The 18,707-nt window shown below is 65.7% G+C and carries 22 protein-coding genes and 1 tRNA gene; 21 read left to right on the top strand and 2 right to left on the bottom strand.

Translation table 11 applies throughout. The annotated features are described in order from the left end of the window. From gspD to gspG, 4 genes are all read left to right on the top strand, one after another. Positions 1–1,634 (top strand): type II secretion system secretin GspD (gene gspD, locus OO12_RS10150; RefSeq protein WP_052215721.1); only part of this gene is annotated, 1,634 nt, incomplete at its 5' end. Next, positions 1,634–3,226 (top strand): ATPase, T2SS/T4P/T4SS family, encoded by a 1,593-nt coding sequence (locus tag OO12_RS10155; protein WP_052215722.1) that lies wholly within the window; start codon positions 1,634–1,636, stop codon positions 3,224–3,226. The genes gspD and OO12_RS10155, both read left to right, overlap by 1 nt. Then, the gene (gene gspF, locus OO12_RS10160) at positions 3,219–4,445 is read left to right on the top strand and encodes a type II secretion system inner membrane protein GspF (RefSeq protein WP_034158579.1); all 1,227 of its coding nucleotides are present in this window, start codon (positions 3,219–3,221) and stop codon (positions 4,443–4,445) included. The genes OO12_RS10155 and gspF overlap by 8 nt, the downstream gene beginning before the upstream one ends. An 8-nt stretch (positions 4,446–4,453) precedes the next feature. Next, positions 4,454–4,906, top strand: coding sequence for a type II secretion system major pseudopilin GspG (gene gspG, locus OO12_RS10165; protein ID WP_082006465.1), 453 nt, complete (start codon positions 4,454–4,456; stop codon positions 4,904–4,906). Positions 4,907–5,088: 182 nt separating this feature from the next. Here the strand turns inward: gspG and OO12_RS10170 are convergent, their stop codons facing one another. Next, positions 5,089–5,292 carry a hypothetical protein gene (locus tag OO12_RS10170; RefSeq protein WP_152616349.1) on the bottom strand — a complete coding sequence of 68 codons (204 nt, stop codon included), beginning with the start codon at positions 5,290–5,292 and terminating at the stop codon, positions 5,089–5,091. An 86-nt stretch (positions 5,293–5,378) separates the two neighbouring features. Between OO12_RS10170 and OO12_RS10180 the strand changes: the two genes are divergently transcribed. From OO12_RS10180 to OO12_RS10250, 16 genes are all read left to right on the top strand, one after another. Further along, positions 5,379–5,924 (top strand): GspH/FimT family pseudopilin, encoded by a 546-nt coding sequence (locus OO12_RS10180; RefSeq protein ID WP_235364736.1) that lies wholly within the window; start codon positions 5,379–5,381, stop codon positions 5,922–5,924. Further along, positions 5,917–6,330, top strand: coding sequence for a type II secretion system minor pseudopilin GspI (gene gspI / locus OO12_RS10185; RefSeq protein ID WP_235364737.1), 414 nt, complete (start codon positions 5,917–5,919; stop codon positions 6,328–6,330). Before OO12_RS10180 ends, gspI begins: the two co-directional genes overlap by 8 nt. After that, positions 6,330–7,058, top strand: a complete 729-nt coding sequence (gene gspJ / locus OO12_RS10190) for a type II secretion system minor pseudopilin GspJ (protein WP_082006462.1) — start codon at positions 6,330–6,332, stop codon at positions 7,056–7,058. The genes gspI and gspJ overlap by 1 nt, the downstream gene beginning before the upstream one ends. After that, positions 7,048–8,061 carry a type II secretion system minor pseudopilin GspK gene (gene gspK / locus OO12_RS10195; protein WP_052215723.1) on the top strand — a complete coding sequence of 338 codons (1,014 nt, stop codon included), beginning with the start codon at positions 7,048–7,050 and terminating at the stop codon, positions 8,059–8,061. Before gspJ ends, gspK begins: the two co-directional genes overlap by 11 nt. Then, a complete protein-coding gene (gene gspL, locus OO12_RS10200; RefSeq protein WP_034158582.1) occupies positions 8,061–9,155 on the top strand; it encodes a type II secretion system protein GspL in 1,095 nt (364 codons plus the stop codon). Before gspK ends, gspL begins: the two co-directional genes overlap by 1 nt. Next, positions 9,152–9,631 (top strand): type II secretion system protein GspM, encoded by a 480-nt coding sequence (gspM, locus tag OO12_RS10205; protein WP_034158583.1) that lies wholly within the window; start codon positions 9,152–9,154, stop codon positions 9,629–9,631. Before gspL ends, gspM begins: the two co-directional genes overlap by 4 nt. After that, entirely contained in the window at positions 9,628–10,347 is a 720-nt protein-coding gene (gene gspN, locus OO12_RS10210; RefSeq protein WP_034158584.1) for a type II secretion system protein N, read from the top strand. Before gspM ends, gspN begins: the two co-directional genes overlap by 4 nt. A gap of 75 nt (positions 10,348–10,422) precedes the next feature. Next, positions 10,423–10,499, top strand: a tRNA-His gene (locus OO12_RS10215). A 24-nt stretch (positions 10,500–10,523) separates the two neighbouring features. Continuing rightward, a complete protein-coding gene (locus OO12_RS10220) occupies positions 10,524–11,576 on the top strand; it encodes a Glu/Leu/Phe/Val family dehydrogenase (protein ID WP_034158585.1) in 1,053 nt (350 codons plus the stop codon). A 90-nt stretch (positions 11,577–11,666) separates the two neighbouring features. Beyond that, positions 11,667–12,392, top strand: a complete 726-nt coding sequence (gene ccmC, locus OO12_RS10225) for a heme ABC transporter permease CcmC (RefSeq protein WP_034158586.1) — start codon at positions 11,667–11,669, stop codon at positions 12,390–12,392. Beyond that, a complete protein-coding gene (locus tag OO12_RS29285; protein ID WP_268747916.1) occupies positions 12,389–12,511 on the top strand; it encodes a hypothetical protein in 123 nt (40 codons plus the stop codon). Before ccmC ends, OO12_RS29285 begins: the two co-directional genes overlap by 4 nt. Continuing rightward, positions 12,508–12,954, top strand: a complete 447-nt coding sequence (ccmE, locus tag OO12_RS10230) for a cytochrome c maturation protein CcmE (RefSeq protein ID WP_034158587.1) — start codon at positions 12,508–12,510, stop codon at positions 12,952–12,954. The genes OO12_RS29285 and ccmE overlap by 4 nt, the downstream gene beginning before the upstream one ends. Then, entirely contained in the window at positions 12,951–14,876 is a 1,926-nt protein-coding gene (locus OO12_RS10235) for a heme lyase CcmF/NrfE family subunit (protein WP_034158588.1), read from the top strand. Before ccmE ends, OO12_RS10235 begins: the two co-directional genes overlap by 4 nt. Before the next feature lie 10 nt (positions 14,877–14,886). Beyond that, positions 14,887–15,414 (top strand): redoxin family protein, encoded by a 528-nt coding sequence (locus OO12_RS10240; protein WP_034158589.1) that lies wholly within the window; start codon positions 14,887–14,889, stop codon positions 15,412–15,414. Next, positions 15,414–15,827 (top strand): cytochrome c-type biogenesis protein, encoded by a 414-nt coding sequence (locus tag OO12_RS10245; RefSeq protein ID WP_034158590.1) that lies wholly within the window; start codon positions 15,414–15,416, stop codon positions 15,825–15,827. Before OO12_RS10240 ends, OO12_RS10245 begins: the two co-directional genes overlap by 1 nt. After that, positions 15,788–16,462: a tetratricopeptide repeat protein gene (locus tag OO12_RS10250; protein WP_235364738.1), complete on the top strand. Its 675-nt coding sequence runs from the start codon at positions 15,788–15,790 to the stop codon at positions 16,460–16,462. Before OO12_RS10245 ends, OO12_RS10250 begins: the two co-directional genes overlap by 40 nt. A gap of 417 nt (positions 16,463–16,879) precedes the next feature. On the opposite strand, the gene ald is transcribed toward OO12_RS10250, so the two are convergent. Beyond that, positions 16,880–17,986, bottom strand: coding sequence for an alanine dehydrogenase (gene ald, locus OO12_RS10255; protein WP_034158591.1), 1,107 nt, complete (start codon positions 17,984–17,986; stop codon positions 16,880–16,882). A gap of 125 nt (positions 17,987–18,111) precedes the next feature. Between ald and OO12_RS10260 the strand changes: the two genes are divergently transcribed. After that, on the top strand, positions 18,112–18,597 hold the full coding sequence (locus tag OO12_RS10260) for an Lrp/AsnC family transcriptional regulator (protein ID WP_052215724.1): 486 nt from the start codon (positions 18,112–18,114) through the stop codon (positions 18,595–18,597). The last annotated feature ends 110 nt before the right edge of the window (positions 18,598–18,707 follow it).

An 18,707-nucleotide genomic window follows, 5' to 3' on the forward strand; every position in this document is an offset into this window, starting at 1 on the left:
CACTCCACCGCAATCAGGCGCTGCAGCGCGCAAACCCTCCGGCGGGTGCGCCGGCGGGAGCGGCCGGCCCCAGCGCGACCGTGGTGGCCATCGCCAGCTCCAACTCGGTGGCCTTGCGTGGTGACGGGGCAACCGTGGCGCGGCTCGCCGCCGTGGCGGAGGATCTCGACAAGCGCGCGAAGAACGGCACCGAAATTCGCGTCGTCTTCCTTGAAAATGCCGATGCCGAACAATTGCTGCCGGTGCTGCAGCAACTGGTCGGCCAGACGCCGACTCAGTCGAGCAACAGCGGCTCCAACACATTGTCGCGCTCCAATTTCGGCGGCACGGCGGCGAACGGACAGAATAACACCAGCAATTCGCCGCCGCCCCAGACGCAACAGGCCGCGCCCGCTACCGGCGGGAGCACGGGGCAGGCCGCGATCGTTGCCGAGGGCGGGCGCACCGCATCGGTCATCACGCGCTTTTCGGGGGCCAATGCGATCGTCATCGCCGCCCCGGCCGAAGTGCAGCGCCAGTTGAGTGAAGTCGTGCGGCAACTCGACACGCGGCGCGAACAGGTGCTGGTCGAAGCCATCGTCGCCGAAGTGTCGGACGCGACCGCGAACAAGCTCGGCGTGCAATTCCTGCTTGCCGGATTGCCCGGCAGTGGCGTGCCGAGCTTCGCCACCAGCTACGGCAATTCGGCGCCCAATCTGCTGACCATCGCCGGCGCGATCGGTGCGCGCAAGCTGAACACCACCACCACCACGGTCAATGGCGGCACCGTCACGACCACGACCAACAGCGCGGTCAGCGATTCGCTCGCTCAGTCGGCGATCAATTCGATCCTCGGCGCCAGCGGCGGTTTCGGCGGTGGCGCGTTCAATATCGGCAAGAACGCGATCTTCGGGGCGATCATCAACGCGGTGAAATCCGATACGACGTCGAACCTGCTCCAGGCACCGTCGCTGACCACGCTCGACAATCAGCCGGCCCGGATCCTGGTCGGCCAGGAAATCCCGATCACCACCGGCCAGCAGCTGTCGACCAATTTCGACAATGCCTTCCGCACGGTGCAGCGCGAAAATGTCGGCATCCAGCTCGAGGTGCGCCCGCAGGTCAATTCGAGCGGCACGATCAAACTGTTCCTGCATCAGCAGGTCAGCTCGATCGCCGGGCCGGTGTCGAGCGACAATAGCGACCTGATCCTCAACAAGCGCGAGGTGGAGACGACCCTGACCGTCGATGACGGCCAGATCGCGATCATCGGCGGCCTGCTCAGCGATAGTGAGCGACGCACGATCGAGAAAGTCCCGTTGCTCGGCGATTTGCCCGGGATCGGCGCGCTGTTCCGCTCCAAGGCCAAGGAACGCACCAAGACCAATTTGATGATCTTCATCCGCCCGACCGTGTTGCGCACGCCCGAGGATACCCGCCGGGTCACGGAGCAGCGTTATGGCTATCTGCGCATGCAGCAGGCGGGGCAGTCGCCCAATCATGAACCGAGCATCGATGAACTGGTGCGCGACTATATGGGCGCTGCGCCGCCGATCCCGTCGGCCCCGGTGCCCGGCAATATCGAGGATCCACGGATCGGCGTGCCGGTGATGCGCAACTCGACCGCGCCGCTGAAGCCGCAGGGGGAACGGTGATGCAGATCGCGCGCGGCGACGAAGCCGAGCGGGCAGCCGACGCGCCGGTCGAATTGCCTGAGGCGTTCATCCCGCCCTCGGCGATGGTCGCCATTCCCTATGCTTTTGCGCGCCGCTTTGGCGTCGTGCTCGAACCGGGCGGTGGCGATCATCTGGCGATCGCGATGCGCGAAGGGGCGGACCCGCGCGTCCTGCTCGAACTCAGGCGGCATCTTGCGCGCCCGTTCGATGTCGGTTTCGTCAGCGCCGAGGAATTCGACCGTAAATTGTCCGACGCCTATGCGATGGACGGTCAGGCGGCGGCGGTCGCGGCAGGCACGCTTGGGCTCGGCGACGAGCTCGACATGCTGGCCGGCGACATGCCGACCGCCGACGATCTGCTCGACACCGCCGACGACGCCCCGGCGATCCGCCTGATCAACGGCATCATCGCCGATGCCGCGCGCAATGGCGTGTCGGACATCCATATCGAGCCCTATGAAACCGGGCTTGTCGTGCGCATGCGCATCGACGGCGTGCTGCGCGAGACGCTGCGCATGCCGCCGCATGTCGCCCCGGTCATCGTCAGCCGGGTCAAGGTGATGGCGCGGCTCGACATCGCCGAGCGCCGCGTGCCGCAGGACGGTCGCATCGGCCTGACGCTCGCCGGCAAGCTGCTCGACGTGCGCGTCTCGACCTTGCCGAGCCGCGCGGGCGAGCGCGTCGTGCTGCGTATCCTCGACAAGGAAAATGCCGGGATCACGCTCGACGTGCTTGGCATGACCGCGGCGATCAACACCATGTTGAAGGGCGCGATTTCCGAACCCAATGGCATCATCCTGGTTACTGGCCCGACCGGCTCGGGCAAGACCACCACGCTTTACGCGGCACTGCGCCTGCTCAACGATGGCAGCCGCAACATCCTGACGGTCGAGGATCCGGTCGAATATGCGATGGAAGGCATTGGCCAGACTCAGGTCAATCCCAAGGTCGGGCTGACCTTCGCCGCCGGCTTGCGCGCCATCCTGCGCCAGGATCCCGACGTGGTGATGGTCGGCGAAATCCGCGACAAGGAGACGGCGGAAATCGCGGTGCAGGCGTCGCTGACCGGCCATCTCGTGCTGTCGACCGTGCACACCAATGACGCGGTCGGCGCGATCACGCGCATGCGCGACATGAAGATCGAACCGTTCCTGCTTGCCTCGACCCTGCGTGCCGTGATCGCGCAGCGGCTGGTGCGGCGGTTGTGCCAGAACTGCCGCAAGCCGGTCCAGGCGCAAGGGTCGGTGTCGGCGCTGCTTGGCTTCGATCCCGGCGCGATCGTCTATGAGCCGGTCGGGTGCGAGGAGTGCAACGGCACTGGGTTCAAGGGGCGTATCGGCGTATTCGAGGCGATCCGCATCGACGAGACGATCCGCCGCCTGATCAACGATGGCGGCGACGAAGCGATCATTGCGCGCCATGCCTTTGTCAACGCACCCAATCTCGGCTCGGCGGCGCGGCAACTGGTGCGCGACGGGCTGACCACGCCGGAAGAAGCGGTGCGCGTCTCGCGCCGCGACATGGCCGATGTCGAGGTGCCGCTGGTGATCGACGCTGACAGCAATGCCTGATTTCGACTATCTGGTGATCGACACTGCCGGGCGCGAAAAGCGCGGCCATATCGCCGCGCCGTCGATCGACGACGCGCGCGACCTGCTCGATCGCAAGCGGCTATACGTCGTGAAGATCGAGCCAGGTTCCGGTGCGCCTGCACGCGGCAAGCCATTGCTCTCCGACCTACGCCTCGGGCGGCGGAAGATGAGCGTGAAGCAGCTCACCTTGTTCACGCGTCAGCTCGCGACGCTCAACCAGGTGTCGCCGCTGGAGGAATCGCTCCGCACCATCACCCGCCAGACCGAGCAGGAGCGGGTGCGCGCGATCGTCTCCAGCGTCCATGCCGGCGTGATGGAGGGCAGGCGGCTCGCCGAAGCGATGGGGCGCGAGCCGAAAAGCTTCCCGCCGCTCTATCGGGCGATGGTCGCGGCCGGTGAGCGCTCGGGCTCGCTGCCGATCATTCTCGATCGTCTCTCGGTGTTGCTGGAGCGCCAGGCCGAGATCAACGGCAAGATCATCACCACGCTGGCTTATCCGACCGTCCTCGCGGTGGTGGCGATGGGTGTGGTGACCGCCTTGATGGCCTTCGTCGTGCCGCAAGTGGTCGAGCAGTTCGACACGGTCGGCCAGCAGCTGCCCTTGCTGACGCGCATCGTCATCGGCTTGTCCGACCTGCTCGTCGGCTATTGGTGGGTCATGCTGCTGGCGGTCGTGGCGACTGGCCTGATTGGTTGGCAAGCGCTCAAACAGCCATCGATCCGCCTTGCCTTTGACGGCTGGCTGCTGCGCATTCCGCTGCTTGGCCGGCTGCTGCGCGATCTCCACGCCGCTCGCATGGCGCGCACGCTCGCGACGATGGTCGCCAGCCGCTTGCCGCTGCTGGAAGGCCTCACGCTGACTGCCGGCACGATTCACAATCGCCGCCTGCGCGCCGCGTCGGACGAGATCGTCGAATCGATTCGCGCCGGCGGCAGCCTGTCCGCCGCGATGCGCCGCGCCGGCGTCTTTCCGCCGTTGCTGACGTATCTGGCTGCATCGGGTGAATCGGCGGGCAAGCTCGACGAAATGCTCGAACGCGCCGCCGACTATCTCGAACGCGAATTCGACCGCTTCACCGCGACCGCTTTGTCGCTGCTCGAACCGGCGATCATCGTCATCATGGGCGGTATCGTCGCGACGATCGTGCTATCGATCCTGCTGCCGATCCTGCAGCTCAATACACTGGCCGGACAATGAGGAAGACCATGACCACCGACCCCAAAACCGCCGCCCGCAAGCGCCGCCGCGAAGAAGGCTTTACTCTCGTGGAGCTGATGGTCGTGATCGTCATTCTCGGCCTGCTCGCGACGATCGTCGCGCTCAATGTGATCCCGCAGGGCGAGCGCGCCAAGAGCGAGAAGGCCAAGGCCGACATCGCGACGATCGAGAATGGCCTCGAACTCTACAAGCTCAACCTGTCGATCTATCCGACCACCTCGCAAGGCTTGGCGGCGCTGCTCAACGCGCCGGCCGATCTCTCCGATCCGTCGCGCTACCAAAAGGGCGGCTATATCAAGAAGCTGCCCAACGATCCCTGGGGCCGGCCCTATCTCTACGCGTCACCCGGCACGCATGGCGCGGCGGACATCTGGACGCTGGGCGCCGACGGCAAGGAAGGCGGCGAGGGCGCGGATGCGGATATCGGCAGCTGGCAGTGACGTCGAAAGTCCGAAGCCGGAGCAGGGTCGTCTCATCCGTCCGCCGGATGATCGACCCGATTCACATGGCTCTCGGGCATTGTCATGTCTGTTCTCCGGTTCGGGCGCCGCGCTTCGGCGGTGAAAGCCCATTCGACCGGCGATTTGAATCGGACAAAGCAGGAATTGAGCGGATCATGATCTCAGCCCCGGAAACTTTCCCGATATTCCCGCAGCCGCGCCGCGAAATTCCCGTGCGGCTCCATCAAAATTCCCGCAGCTTTTCCCGCAGATTCCCGCAGAACGCTCAAAAAAGCATTTTCCCGCAGAAACTCCCGCAGTTGCGGGAAATTGGCATGACGATCGGCGGGCAATGCCGACTGGATCGCTGCGATCCCGATACGCATCGGCCGCATGTCGGGAGGATCGGAGCGGATCCATGCATGCTGCTCTGACCTCTTTCAGGCGTTCCGCCGAACACGGCTTCACGCCCGTGAGGCGTTTCGCCGAACACGGCTTCACGCCCGTGAGGCGTTTCGCCGAACACGGCTTCACGCCCGTGAGGCGTTTCGCCGAACACGGCTTCACGCCCGTGAGGCGTTTCGCCGAACACGGCTTCACGTTGGTCGAACTGATGATCGTCATCACGATCATCGGGCTGGCATCGGCTGTCGTCGTGCTGGCGATCCCCGATCCGCGTGGACGGCTGGTCGATGATGCGACGCGTTTTGCGGCCCGCGCACGCGCCGCGCATGATTCGGCGATCGTCGAGGCGCGCCCGGTCAGCATCTGGGTATCGGGCGGCGGCTATGGCTTCGACATGCGCAGTCGCGGCGCGTGGCTGCCCATCAGCGAAAAGCCGCTGCGGGTGTCGCGCTGGGCCGACGGCGTCACGCCAGTGCTCAGCGCCGATCGCGACCGGGTGGTGTTCGATTCGACTGGCCTGGCGGATCGCTCGTTCGATGTGCGTCTGAACCGCGATGGCGAAAGCGTGATCGTGCGGATCGGCGCCGATGGCTCGGTCAAGGTCGATGGCTGATATGCACCGCCGCGTCTTCAACTCTTCGAGGCGTTCCGCCGAACACGGCTTCACGCTCATTGAAATGATGGTGGCGCTCGCGGTGTTCAGCCTCGCGGCACTGGCGCTGATCCGTCTGGAAGGGGCGACGATCCGCGGCGCCGGCATGCTCGATTCGGCGCTGACCGCGCAAATGGTCGCGCGCAATGTCGCGATCGAGGCGTTGAGCGATGCCCGCCCGCCCGCGATCGGCCAGGCCAGGGGCGTCGAGCAGAATGGCGGTCGCAGCTGGGGCTGGACTCGCGTGACGCGTTCGACGGGCGACACGCGCATCCTGCGCATCGACGTGTCGGTCGCCGATGCCGCGGGGCAAGTGCAAGGGCGGCTGACCGTGGTGCGGCCGGCCACGTTACCGGGTGCATCGTGATGAAGCGCGCCGCCGAACACGGCTTCACAGCCCTGAGGCGTTCCGCCGAACACGGCTTCACAGCCCTGAGGCGTTCCGCCGAACACGGCTTCACAGCCCTGAGGCGTTCCGCCGAACACGGCTTCACGCTTGTCGAGCTGATGATCTCCTTCCTGATCTTCGGCATGCTCGCATCGGCCGGGGTCGCCTTGCTGTCGTTCAGCGTCCGGGCGCAGGGCGTGACCGGTGAGCGGCTTGATGATGTCAGCGCATTGAACCGCCTGTCGTCGGCGCTGTCGGCCGATTTTGCGCAAGCGTCGTTCCGCACTACGCGCAATGAAGCGGGCGATGTCCTGCCTGCTTTCACCGGGGAAGCCGGATCGGGGACGACGCCGATGCTGCGTCTCGTGCGCGGCGGCTGGACCAATCTCGACGAGGCGCGGCGGGCGCGTGATCAGAAGGTCGAATATCGTCTGTCCGGCGGCAATTTCGAACGAATCTCCTACCCGATGCTCGACGGTGCCGAGCCACTCGCCCCGGCCGTGCTGCTGAGCGACGTGCGTGAGGTCAAGTTGCGCTACCGCATCGCCGGCGCGTGGAGCGACGTGTGGCAGGGGAGCGCCAGGGCGCCACTGCCGCAAGTGGTCGAAATGCGGCTGGTGCGCGGCAACGGCACTGAGTTCCGTCAGCTCTTCCTGGTCGGGGCCGGCTATGCGCCCAAGGGGCTGGAGGCCGGCAATGGTGGCTGAACGCGGCCCCACGCCCGGACCCGACCCAAAACCCGGTACCGAACGGGGCGCCGCGCTGTTGACCGTGCTGTTGCTCGTCGCGGTCATCTCGGTGCTCGCCGCGACCGCGCTGGAGAAATTGCGTCTCGCCACCCGGCTCTCCGGCAATGCCGCCGCGACGGAGCAAGCGCGCGCCTATGGCTATGCCGCCGAAACGCTGGCGCTGACCAAGGTCACCGACCTGCTCGGTCGCGACGCGTCGCGCGTTACCTTGGCGGGCGGATGGAGCGGGAAGCCGTTCCCGCTGCCGGTCCCCGGCGGCATGGCGACTGCGCGCGTTCGGGACGGCGGAAATTGCTTCAATCTCAATGGCCTGGTCGTTGAGACCGAACCGCGCGTCTATGCCGCCTTTACGCCCGCGCGCCTGCAATTCGCGCGGCTGATGCGGCTGGTCGGCGTGCCGGGGCAGCTTGCCGTGCCGATCGCCGATGCCACGTCCGACTGGATCGACAGCGACACCAATCCATTGCCGGCGGGCGCGGAGGACGCCACCTATCTTGGTGCGGCGACCCCGTATCGCACCGCCAATACGCTGATGGCCGACCCGAGCGAATTGCGCGCGGTGTCGGGGGTTACGCCGCAAATCTATGCCAAGCTCCGCCCCTGGCTGTGCACGTTGCCGATCGCCAAGCCTTCGAAGATCAACGTCAACACCTTGCTGCCGGAACAGGCGCCACTCTTCGCCATGTTGATGCCCGACACGCTCACCGTCGAGGGCGCGCGGCAATTGCTGCTGAAGCGCCCGCCGCAGGGCTATGAGAGCACGGTGGCGTTCTGGAAGGTCCCGGCACTGTCCGGGATCACGCAGGCGCCGGATGCGGTTGCTCAAACCGCGGTTACGACGCATTGGTTCGCGCTCGACGTGGATGTGACCTTGGACGGGGCGGAATTGGAACAGCAATCGACGATCGATGCGACGACTTTGCCTGCGCGGCTGGTCTCGCGGCAATGGGGTGAGCGGTGATGAGCGATACGCTGGTCCTGTTCCTGCCTGCGCCCAGCGCGCCCTGGCGCTGGCTGCGCATCGCCGACGCTGTGGTGAAGGCGCGCGGCGAGGGATTCCCCGATGCGGTCGATCCGGATGCGCCGCCGCCGGTGGCGATCGCGCCGGCCGATGCGGTGACACTGCACTGGGCCGAACTGCCCGATCGCTCGGTCGCGCAATCGGTCACCGCGGCGCGCATGCTGGCGGCGGATGCCAGCGCCTCGCCGATCGCCGAGCTGCATGTCGCGGTCGGCCGCGAGGACGATCATGCCGAGCGGCCGATTGGTGTCGTGTCGGCCGCGCAAATGCATCACTGGCTCGCCGCGCTTGCGGCGAATGGTGTCGATCCGGCGATGCTGCTGCCCGCGCCGATGCTGCTGCCGCGCCCGGATGAGGGCTATGTCCGCGCCGATCTCGGCGGCGAAGGCGTGGTGCGCGGCACCACCAGCGGTTTTGCCGATGAGGCGCGGCTGACTGAACTCGTCACGGGCGGGACTGCGCCCGCGACGCTCGGGCGTGACGAGCTCGAAGCAGCGATTGTCGCGGCGGTCGCGTCGCCGGCGCTCGACTTGCGTCAGGGTGTCTTCGCGCGGCGGCGCAAATTGGCGCTCGACTGGGCGCTGATCCGGCGTCTCGGCTGGCTGTCGGTCGCGATCCTGACCGTTACCTTGTTCATCAGCATCGTTTCGATCCTCAAATACAGCCTGGCCGCCGATGCGCTGGAACAGCGCGCCGACACGCTCGCGCGCCAGGGATTGCCGCGTGGCGAGACGGTCAACGATGCCGACCGCCAGTTGAATGAGCGGCTGTCGCGCTTGCGCGGCGGCGGGCTTGGTTTCAGCCGTACCGCGGCGGCGGTCTCCTCCGCGGTACGCTCGGTGCCGGGTGCGGAGCTGACCGCGCTGGCGTTCGATGCGAATGGCGATGTCCGCGCGACCGTCTCGGCCGACCGCGAAGCAACCGTGGTCGATGTCCGGCATCGCATTGAGGCGCAGGGCTTCGTCGTTCAGCCCGCCCCGATCGAGGTGGGCAATGGCCGGGCCTCGGCTCAGTTCAAGGCTTCTCCACGATGATCGCCGCTTTCAACAGCTGGTTCACCGATCGTTCGCTGCGCGAAAAGCGCATGCTGATCGTCATGGCCGCGCTCGCCGCATTGACCCTGGTCTGGGCCGGGATCATCCGGCCGGTCACCGATGCGCTGTCATCGGCGCGCGAACGCCATGCCGGCGCGGTGTTGCGCGTGGCGGAGACCGAGGTGCGGCTCGCGGCGCTGAAATCGCTCCAGCAGGATCGGCCCGCGCCACTTGGGGGTTCGCTTGATTCGGTGGTCCGCGACCGCGCCAATAATGCCGGCTTTCCGCTTGCCAATGTCGTGGTGCAGGGTGCGGATCGGGTGCAGATCACCATCACCGCCGCGAAGCCTGGCCCGTTGCTCGGCTGGATCGCTGATCTCGAACTGGCCGGCATCTTGGTCGATTCGCTCAACCTCACCAACAATGGCGATCAGACCGTGGCGGCGGACATCACCCTGAAGGCGCGCGGACAATGAAGCGCATCCGCCTGACCACCGGTCCAACCGCGCTGTTCGGTGCCGCCTTCCTGATTGCGCTGATCGCCTTCATGCCGATGCGGCTGGTGCTCGGCTGGTTCGGGCTCGGCGAAACCGGGCTCGCGGCGCGCACCGTCAATGGCAGTGTCTGGTGGGGATCGTTGAGCGGTGCGCAATTCGGCGATCTCGATCTGGGCGACCTGAACGCGCGGCTGTCGCCGGTGCAATTGCTGGTCGGTCGCGCCCGCGTGGCGCTTGACGGGCGCGATGCATCCCGTCCGTTGCGCGGTGCGATCGGCGTCAGTCGTCACAGCATGGGGCTCGACGACATGACCGCGTCCTTGGCGGCGGGCAACGTCTTCGCGCCGGTGCCGGTCTCAGCGATCAATCTCGATGATGTCACGGTGCGGTTCCAGGATGGCACATGCCAGCGCGCGGAGGGCCGCGTGCGTGCGACCCTGAACGGCGATCTGGCGGGCATCGCGCTGACTCAGGGGCTTTCCGGCACGGCGAAGTGCGACTCGGGCGCGCTGTTGCTGCCGCTTGCCAGCCAGTCGGGGACTGAAGCCGTTGCGCTAAGGCTCTGGGCGACGGGCCGATTTCGTGCCGAATTGTCGGTCCAGCCGGCCGACCCCGCCGCCGTGCCGAAACTGGTGCTGAGCGGGTTTCAGCCCGGCGCCAACGGCTATACGCTGGCGATCGAGGGCAGGTTCTGAACAGGTTCCTGGCATTTGAATGCACGCTAATCTTGACGCTGGCCCGTTCGGCCCGCTAGGGGCGCTGGCTCTGCGGCGATCGTAGTTCAATTGGTTAGAGCGTCGGCTTGTGATGCCGGATGTTGCGGGTTCAAGTCCCGTCGGTCGCCCCATTTTCTTTTATGCCGAGAGCATCCATGACCAGCGGCTGGGGTTTCCCCGATTTCGACGACCATGAGGGCGTGCACCTCTTCACTGACGCGACGAGCGGACTCCAGGCGGTCATCGCGATCCACTCGACCAAGCTCGGCCCTGCCGCCGGCGGGGTGCGCTTCTGGCATTATGCCGACAGCGACGGCGCGATCACCGATGCGCTGCGCCTGTCGCGCGGCATGAGCTTCAAGAATGCGATGGCCGGCCTGCCGATGGGCGGCGGCAAGGGCGTGGTGCTGGCGGCAAAGCCCGGCGACACGATCACCACCGCGCAGCTCGAGGCATTCGGTCGCGCGGTCGACTCGCTGGGCGGACGCTATGTGACGGCCGAGGATGTCGGCATGTCCGAGGCGAGCATGAAGACCATTGCGACGATGACGCGCCACGTCTCCGGCTTGCCGGTCGCGGCGGGCAGCGCGGGTGGCGATCCTGGTCCCTATACCGCGCACGGCGTCTATCTCGGCGTCAAGGCCGCGGCGAAGCGCGGGCTCGGTGCCGATTCGATGAAGGACGTGCATGTCGCGATCCAGGGCGTCGGCAGTGTCGGCGGTGGCCTGGCCAGGCTGCTCGCCAGGGATGGCGCACGCCTGACTCTCGCCGATGTGAATGCCGATCGCGCCAGGGCGCTGGCGGCCGATCTGGGCGGGGAAGTCGCCACGACCGACGCGATTCTCGGATTGCAGGCGGACATCGTCAGCCCCAATGCGCTTGGCGCGATCCTGACCGAAGAGTCGATCGCCGCGCTGCGGACGACGGTGATCGCGGGTGGCGCCAACAATCAGCTCGCGACCCGCGAGGACGGCGCACGGCTGGCGGCACGGGGCATTCTCTATGCGCCCGACTATGTCATCAACGCCGGCGGCATCATCAATGTCGGGCTCGAATATCTCGGCCAGGGCGACGAAGCCGAGGTCAATGCGCGGATCGCCAAGATCCCCGAGCGGCTGATCGAAGTGTGGGACGAGAGCGATCGCAGCGGCGCGCCGGCATCCGATGTGGCGGACATGATCGCCAAACGGCTGATCGGGCGGGGATGATCGGCCGGAAGTGATCGGCGACGATCGCTCAGCAATGGCTCTTTCGGTCTGTTGAGTAACGCCCCGATCCCCTTTAGACCGCAAGGCATCGTGGCCTCTCTTCATGCCTTTGCCAATCCCGCCCGCTTCCTGAAGCTCGCGCGTCCATTGACGCCCGTGCTGTTCTGGACCGGGCTGGTGCTGATCGCGATCGGCACCTGGGCCGGGCTGACTCAGACCCCACCCGATTATCTGCAGGGCGAGACGGTCCGCATCCTCTATATTCATGTGCCCAGCGCTTGGCTCGGCATGGCCGGGTGGAGCGGGATCGCGGTGTCGAGCATCATGTTCCTGGTCTGGCGCCACCCGCTGGCCGGGGTCGCCGCGCGGGCGATCGCATTGCCCGGCGCCGTCTTCACTGCCCTGTGTCTGATCACCGGGTCGATCTGGGGTCGGCCGACCTGGGGCACCTGGTGGCAATGGGACGGGCGCATGACTTCGATGCTGCTGCTGTTCTTCGTCTATCTCGGCTATATGGCGCTGGCTCGCGCCGATGCCGATCGCGGCGGCGACGGACGCATTCCGGCCATTTATGGCGTCGCCGGGTCGGTGCTGCTGCCGATCATCCGCTATTCGGTGGTGTGGTGGAACACGCTGCATCAGGGGCAAAGCATCGGCCTGACCAGCTCGAAGATCGCCGGCAGTATTTTGTGGCCGCTGCCGCTCATGCTGTTCGGCTTCACTCTGTTCTTCGCCGCCATCGTGCTGATGCGCATGCGTGCGATGCTCGCGACCGCCAAGACCGAGGCGCGGTTGCGCCGGAGGGCAACCTCATGAACCCCTGGCCCTTCGTCGTCGCCGCCTACACGCTGACCTTTGCCGCAGCCATTGCGCTGGCGCTGGGCAGCTGGCGCGCGATGCGCAAGGCGGAACGGCCCGGAAGCGAACGATCATGAAGGCGAAACATCAACGGCTGATGCTCGTGGCGCTGGCGGTGGTGGCGATCGCCGGCGCCAGCGGCCTGGCGCTATCGGCGCTCAAGGATCAGGCCGCCTTCTTCTACGCGCCATCGGACGTCGCCAAGGCGGGGCCGCCGATCGGCCGCGCGGTACGGCTCGGCGGCATGGTCGAGAAGGGGTCGATCAAGCGCCAGGCGGACGGGGTGTCGATCAGGTTCACCGTCACGGATGGCGCGGCCACGGTTCCGGTCAGCTTCAGCGGCATCACGCCCGATCTGTTCAAGGAAGCCTCGGGAGTGGTCGCCGAAGGGCAATTCAATCCCGATGGCAGCTTCACCGCAACCAACCTGCTCGCCAAGCATGACGAACGCTATATGCCGCCACAGGTCGCTCAGACTCGTGAAGGCAACATGCATGAGACGAAGACGCTCAAACCATGATCGCTGAAGGGGGGCTGGCAGCGTTGTGGTTGGCGGCGGCAATGGCGGCGCTGCAACTGATCATGGCAGCGGTCGGCATTGCCAAGGCGCGCGATGACGTCATGGCGGCGGTACGCCCGGTCGCGATCGTGCAGGGGTTGCTCACGGCTCTGGCGATGGGCTTGCTCATCACTGTGTTCATGCGCTCCGACATGTCGGTGCTGCTGGTTGCCGAGAACAGCCATTCGGCCAAGCCCTGGCTGTACAAATTTGCCGGCGCCTGGGGCAATCATGAAGGATCGATGCTGCTCTGGGTCACCATCCTCGGGCTGGCCGGCGGTGCGATTGCGATCTTCGAGGATCGGTTGAACAAGCAGACCCTGATCGCGACGCTTGGCGCACAGGCCGCAATTGCATTGGGTTTCTATGCGTTCCTGCTCTTTTCCTCCAATCCATTCTCAAGACTGAGCCCCGCCGCAGCCGATGGGGCGGGGCTCAATCCGCTGCTGCAGGACCCTGGCTTGGCGTTCCACCCGCCGACGCTGTACATTGGCTATGTCGGCATCTCGGTCGCCTTCTCCTTCGCGGTCGGGGCCCTGATCACGCGCGATGTCGGGCCCGCTTTCGCGCGGGCGATGCGGCCCTGGATCCTCGGTGCGTGGATTTTCCTGACGCTTGGCATCACGGCGGGCTCTTATTGGGCGTATTACGAGCTTGGCTGGGGCGGCTGGTGGTTCTGGGACCCGGTCGAAAATGCGTCGCTGATGCCGTGGCTTGCGGCGACCGCGTTGCTGCATTCGGTGACCGTGCTGGCGACGCGCGACGGTCTGCGCGCCTGGACGGTGATGCTGGCGGTGGTCGCCTTTTCCATGTCGATGGTCGGCACTTTTCTGGTCCGCTCGGGCATCCTGACCAGCGTCCATGCCTTTGCGGTCGATCCCGAACGCGGTAGCTTCATCCTCGCGCTGCTCGTCATCTATATTGGCGGCGCGCTTGTGCTGTTCGGCGCACGCGTCGGCACGGTGCATCAGGGCCGGACCTTCGAACTGGTCAGCCGTGAAGGCGCGCTGGTCGCCAACAACCTGCTGCTTTCCGTGATCCTCGGTATCGTGTTGATCGGCACGCTCTATCCGATCGTCGCGGCATCGATGGGCACGCAATTGTCGGTCGGCCCGCCCTTTTTCGACAAGACCGCCGGGCCGATCGCGCTGATTCTGGTCGCGTTCATGGCCGCCGGACCGCTGCTGCGCTGGCGGCGCGATGAAGGTGGGCTGGTGCTGTCGCGGATGCTCGGGCCGATTGCCGCGACCTGTTTCACCTGGGCGGCGATCTTCATGGTCACCGGCGGGATCGCGATTCTCCCGATGCTCGGGCTCGGGCTGGCGGCGGGGCTGGCGGTGGCCAGCGTCGCGCCGCTGTGGAAACGCAATCTGCGCCGCACCCCGCTCTTCACCTGGGGCATGGTGATCGCGCATCTCGGCATTGCGGTCAGCCTGGCCGGGATGGCCTCCGACAGCGCTTTCACGAAGGAAACGCTGGTCGCGGTGCGCGTCGGCGAACCGCACAGGGTCGGCCCCTATCGCGTGACGCTCGATGGCATCAGCCCGCTGATCGGATCGAACTGGTCCGCGCTGCAAGCGCAACTGACGGTCCAGCGTGGGGAAGACGGCACGCCGTTCATCCTCCATCCGCAGTCGCGCTTCTTTTCGTCGCCGCCGACCGTGACGAGCGAATCGGCCATCGCGACCCGGCTCGACGGGCAGCTTTATACCGTGCTCGGCGCGCCGGACGGGCAGGGGCGCTGGCAGCTCCGCCTGTGGTGGAAGCCATTCGTGACCTTTATCTGGTTCGGTGGCGCACTGATCGCGCTGGGGGGCGCGCTGTCCCTGCTCGGGCGCGTCAGGCGCGAGCGCAAGGTCGTACTGCGGGAGGCTTATGCATGAGGCGCCCATCATGAAGCGGGGGGTGATCTGGCTGCCATTGGCGGGGTTCGCGCTGCTGTTCGCGGTCGTGGCGAGCGGCCTGATCCGGCCCGCCGATCGGACGGTGCGCTCGGCGCTGATCGGCAAGCAATTGCCGACTTTCTCGCTCGCCGCGATGGTCCCCGACAAGCCAGGGCTGGGTAGCGCGGTGTTCAATCAGGGCCAGCCACGACTGCTCAACGTCTTTGCCAGCTGGTGCGTGCCGTGCATCGCCGAAGCGCCGCAATTGATGAAGCTCAGGCAAATGGGCGTGCCGATCGACGCCATTGCGATCCGCGATTCAACCCCGGCGATCCAGGCCTTTCTGAAGCGCAACGGCGATCCTTATCAGCGTATCGGCAATGACGCGGAAAGCTCGGTGCAACTGGCGCTCGGCTCGTCGGGCGTGCCGGAAACCTTCGTCATCGATGGCCATGGGCGCGTGGTGAAGCAGCATGTCGGCGATATTCGCGCCGACGACATCCCCGAAATCCTTGCGGCATTGCAGGCGGCGCGGTGATGATTCGCGTCACCCTTGTCGCTGGATTGATGCTGCTCGCCGCCACTCCAGCCTTGGCTGACAGTGCCCTCCCACTGGCATCGCTTGCCAACACCCAGCTCAGGGACCCGGCCAAGGAGGCCCAGGCAAGGGCGCTGATGGCGACCCTGCGCTGCCTCGTTTGCCAGGGGCAGGCGATCTCCGACAGCGATGCCGAAATGGCCGGTGACATGCGCTCGCTGGTGCGGCGGCGCATCGCCGATGGCGAAAGCCCGGAGCAGGTTCGAAAGTGGCTGATCGCGCGCTATGGCGACTATGTGACCTATGATCCGCCGCTCAGCGCGGTGACGGCGCCGCTCTGGCTCATGCCGCTTATACTGCTGGCGCTCGGCGCATGGCTCGCGCGCGGATCGTTCAAGCGGCGGCGCGGCTGATGGGCTGGGTGATACTTGCGGGCATTGCCGGCGGGGCCGCGCTGCTGTTGTGGCGTATCGGCGTGTCGCGCGAACTCTGGTCGTTCGTCGGGTCCGCGCTGGTGCTTGGCGCGGCGGGTTATGCGCTGCAGGGGCAGCCCATGCTGGAGGGGGCTCCGGTCAAGGCCAATGCCCGGCCGATCGAGGTCGATGCCGGCCTGGTCGAACTGCGCGAAGCGATGGTCGGGCGATTGCGTGCCGATACGGCCTATCTGACCGCCGCTGACGGCATGACTCGCGTGGGGGATACCGAAAGTGCCGTGCGGGCCATCCTTGGCGGGCTGCACCGTTATCCCGACAGCCTCGCATTATGGACCGGTCTTGGCACCGCGCTGGCGCTGCACGACGGGGGGCATGTGTCCCCCACTGCCCTGTTCGCCTTTACTCAGGCCGCGCGCCTTGCCCCGAAGCATCCGGCGCCGCCCTTTTTCACCGGGCTTGCCTATATCCGTGCGGGCAATTTCGCCCAGGCGCGGCCCTATTGGGCCCATGCGCTCGCATTGACGCCTGAGCGCGTCTCCTACCGGCCGGAACTGGCCTATCGGCTGGCGCTGCTCGATCGTTTGCTGGCTGACGGGGATCAAACGCCGCGCTGATCGCCGGGTCGATTCAATCCCGGCGCGGATCACCGCATCGTTGAGCCGGCCCGGCGCGATGCTCGCGCCCGGCCCGGCTCTTTCACATGACCGTAAAATCTGGAACTTCCGGCATGCTGTTATGCGGGAAAATGGCTGCTGTTATTTGCTGTTCCCATGCTGTTATTCAATAACAGCATATTTCGTCGCAACATGCTGAAAATAAGTCGGAAAATTGGCGGGAAAATCCAACTTAACAGCATGGAAAAAATTTGCCCCCGAAAACAGCGCGAAACAGCAGTCGAATCACCCCGTCGGGGACTGGGCAAATCACAATGTCCCGTTCGTGCCGAGCCTGTCGAAGCACCGTTCTTTTTTGACGTCGCAAAGAAGAACGGCCCTTCGACAGGCTCCGGGCGAACGGTGAGTCGGCAGTGTTCAGGCGGCCCAGGCCTCAAACGGCAAGTCGAGCGCATCGGCCACCGCCTGGTGACGGATCTTGCCATTTGACACATTCAGGCCGTTGGCGAGATGCGGGTCGGCGGCCATCGCCTTTTCCGCACCAAGGCTCGCCAGCTTCAGCACGAAGGGCAGGGTCGCATTGTTGAGCGCGAAGGTGCTGGTGCGCGCGACCGCGCCCGGCATGTTGGCGACGCAATAATGAATCACGCCATCGACTTCGAACACCGGGTCGTCATGGGTTGTCGCATGGCTGGTTTCGAAGCAACCGCCCTGGTCGATCGCGATATCGACCAGCACCGACCCGCGCTTCATCGTCTTGAGCATCTCGCGCGTGACCAGCTTCGGGGCTGCTGCGCCGGGCACCAGCACCGCGCCGATCACGAGGTGCGCGTTCTTCACTGCCGAAGCGATCGCTGCCTTGGAGGCATAGGCGGTCTTGATCTGGCTGGAGAAGAACATGTCGAGTTCGGCAAGGCGGGCGTTCGAAATGTCGTAGATCGTCACATCGGCACGCATGCCGACCGCCATCTGCGCCGCGTTGACGCCGGACACGCCGCCGCCAAGGATCGCGACACGGGCAGGGGCCACGCCGGGGACGCCGCCGAGCAGCACGCCGCGGCCGCCCTGTTCCTTTTCGAGATAATGCGCGCCGACCTGGATCGACATGCGACCGGCGACTTCCGACATCGGCTTGAGCAGCGGCAGCGAACGGTCGTTGGCGGTGACTGTTTCATAGGCGATGCAGGTCGCGCCCGACTTGATCAGCCCCTCGGCTTGCGCCTTGTCGGCGGCGAGGTGGAGATAGGTGAACAGCAAGTGGCGCGATTCGAGCAGCGCGATTTCACTCGGCTGCGGCTCCTTCACTTTCACGATCATGTCCGACTGCGCGAACACGCTGGCGGCGTCGGGCACGATCGTCGCGCCGGCGTCGATATAGTCCTGGTCTTCGAAATCGATGCCGAGACCGGCACCAGTCTGTACCACGACTTTATGGCCGAGCGCGGTCAGTTCCGACACCGATGGCGGCGTCAGGCCGACGCGATATTCGTGATTCTTGATTTCCTTGGGGACACCGACACGCATGGCGAAACTCTCCGGATCGAATTGTTATGGCGCATCATACCGCGTTCCAGGCCTCAAATCTCTGCAAATTACTATGGCGAAACGGGGGGTGATTGCATACATTGCCGGTATGATCGGGGAATTGAATGGAAATCATGCAACTTAACCGGATAGACTCGGCAATATTGCAATTGCTCGCCGCCGACGCGCGGGCGTCGGTCAGCAGCATCGCCGCACAGGTAGGCCTGTCGCAATCAGCCTGTACCCGGCGCATTCAGGCACTCGAGTCGTCGGGGCATATCCTAGGCTATGGGGCGCATCTCGGTCATCGGCGGCTTGGCTTTCGGGTTACTGCGCTGGTCGACATTACGCTCGGCACGCAGGTCGACGAGGATCTTGCCCAGTTCGAACGCGCGGTGGCGGCAATCGATGGCATCGTCGAATGCGCGCTGGTTTCCGGCGCGCAGGATTACCGGCTGAAGATCATATGCCGCGACCTCGACGATTATGAACGCATGCACCGCGAACATCTCGGCCGATTGCCCGGGGTGAACACGATCAGCAGCAGCTTCGTACTCCGCGCCGTTCCGACCCGGGGCGAGGCGGATGCCTTGTTCGCCGGCGCGGCATGACCATATGTTGCGGCCTTACCCGGCGCGTGATAGGCGCGCCACGCAACCGGCTAGGCGTCGGTCGCGTTTGGCCAAGATGCGATTGATGCAAATCCCGATCAGAGTGCTGC

Source organism: Sphingomonas sp. ERG5 (assembly GCF_000803065.1).
Taxonomy (GTDB): Bacteria; Pseudomonadota; Alphaproteobacteria; order Sphingomonadales; family Sphingomonadaceae; genus Sphingomonas.

Excerpts from the sequence above, each read along its gene's own strand:
- OO12_RS10155 (WP_052215722.1), top strand. The coding sequence starts at position 1,634 with ATGCAGATCGCGCGCGGCGACGAAGCCGAGCGGGCAGCCGACGCGCCG.
- gspF (WP_034158579.1), top strand. The coding sequence starts at position 3,219 with ATGCCTGATTTCGACTATCTGGTGATCGACACTGCCGGGCGCGAAAAG.
- gspG (WP_082006465.1), top strand. The coding sequence starts at position 4,454 with ATGACCACCGACCCCAAAACCGCCGCCCGCAAGCGCCGCCGCGAAGAA.
- OO12_RS10170 (WP_152616349.1), bottom strand. The coding sequence starts at position 5,292 with ATGCGTATCGGGATCGCAGCGATCCAGTCGGCATTGCCCGCCGATCGT.
- gspI (WP_235364737.1), top strand. The coding sequence starts at position 5,917 with ATGGCTGATATGCACCGCCGCGTCTTCAACTCTTCGAGGCGTTCCGCC.
- gspJ (WP_082006462.1), top strand. The coding sequence starts at position 6,330 with ATGAAGCGCGCCGCCGAACACGGCTTCACAGCCCTGAGGCGTTCCGCC.
- gspK (WP_052215723.1), top strand. The coding sequence starts at position 7,048 with ATGGTGGCTGAACGCGGCCCCACGCCCGGACCCGACCCAAAACCCGGT.
- gspL (WP_034158582.1), top strand. The coding sequence starts at position 8,061 with ATGAGCGATACGCTGGTCCTGTTCCTGCCTGCGCCCAGCGCGCCCTGG.
- gspM (WP_034158583.1), top strand. The coding sequence starts at position 9,152 with ATGATCGCCGCTTTCAACAGCTGGTTCACCGATCGTTCGCTGCGCGAA.
- gspN (WP_034158584.1), top strand. The coding sequence starts at position 9,628 with ATGAAGCGCATCCGCCTGACCACCGGTCCAACCGCGCTGTTCGGTGCC.
- OO12_RS10220 (WP_034158585.1), top strand. The coding sequence starts at position 10,524 with ATGACCAGCGGCTGGGGTTTCCCCGATTTCGACGACCATGAGGGCGTG.
- OO12_RS29285 (WP_268747916.1), top strand. The coding sequence starts at position 12,389 with ATGAACCCCTGGCCCTTCGTCGTCGCCGCCTACACGCTGACCTTTGCC.
- ccmE (WP_034158587.1), top strand. The coding sequence starts at position 12,508 with ATGAAGGCGAAACATCAACGGCTGATGCTCGTGGCGCTGGCGGTGGTG.
- OO12_RS10235 (WP_034158588.1), top strand. The coding sequence starts at position 12,951 with ATGATCGCTGAAGGGGGGCTGGCAGCGTTGTGGTTGGCGGCGGCAATG.
- OO12_RS10240 (WP_034158589.1), top strand. The coding sequence starts at position 14,887 with ATGAAGCGGGGGGTGATCTGGCTGCCATTGGCGGGGTTCGCGCTGCTG.
- OO12_RS10245 (WP_034158590.1), top strand. The coding sequence starts at position 15,414 with ATGATTCGCGTCACCCTTGTCGCTGGATTGATGCTGCTCGCCGCCACT.
- OO12_RS10250 (WP_235364738.1), top strand. The coding sequence starts at position 15,788 with ATGGCTCGCGCGCGGATCGTTCAAGCGGCGGCGCGGCTGATGGGCTGG.
- ald (WP_034158591.1), bottom strand. The coding sequence starts at position 17,986 with ATGCGTGTCGGTGTCCCCAAGGAAATCAAGAATCACGAATATCGCGTC.
- OO12_RS10260 (WP_052215724.1), top strand. The coding sequence starts at position 18,112 with ATGGAAATCATGCAACTTAACCGGATAGACTCGGCAATATTGCAATTG.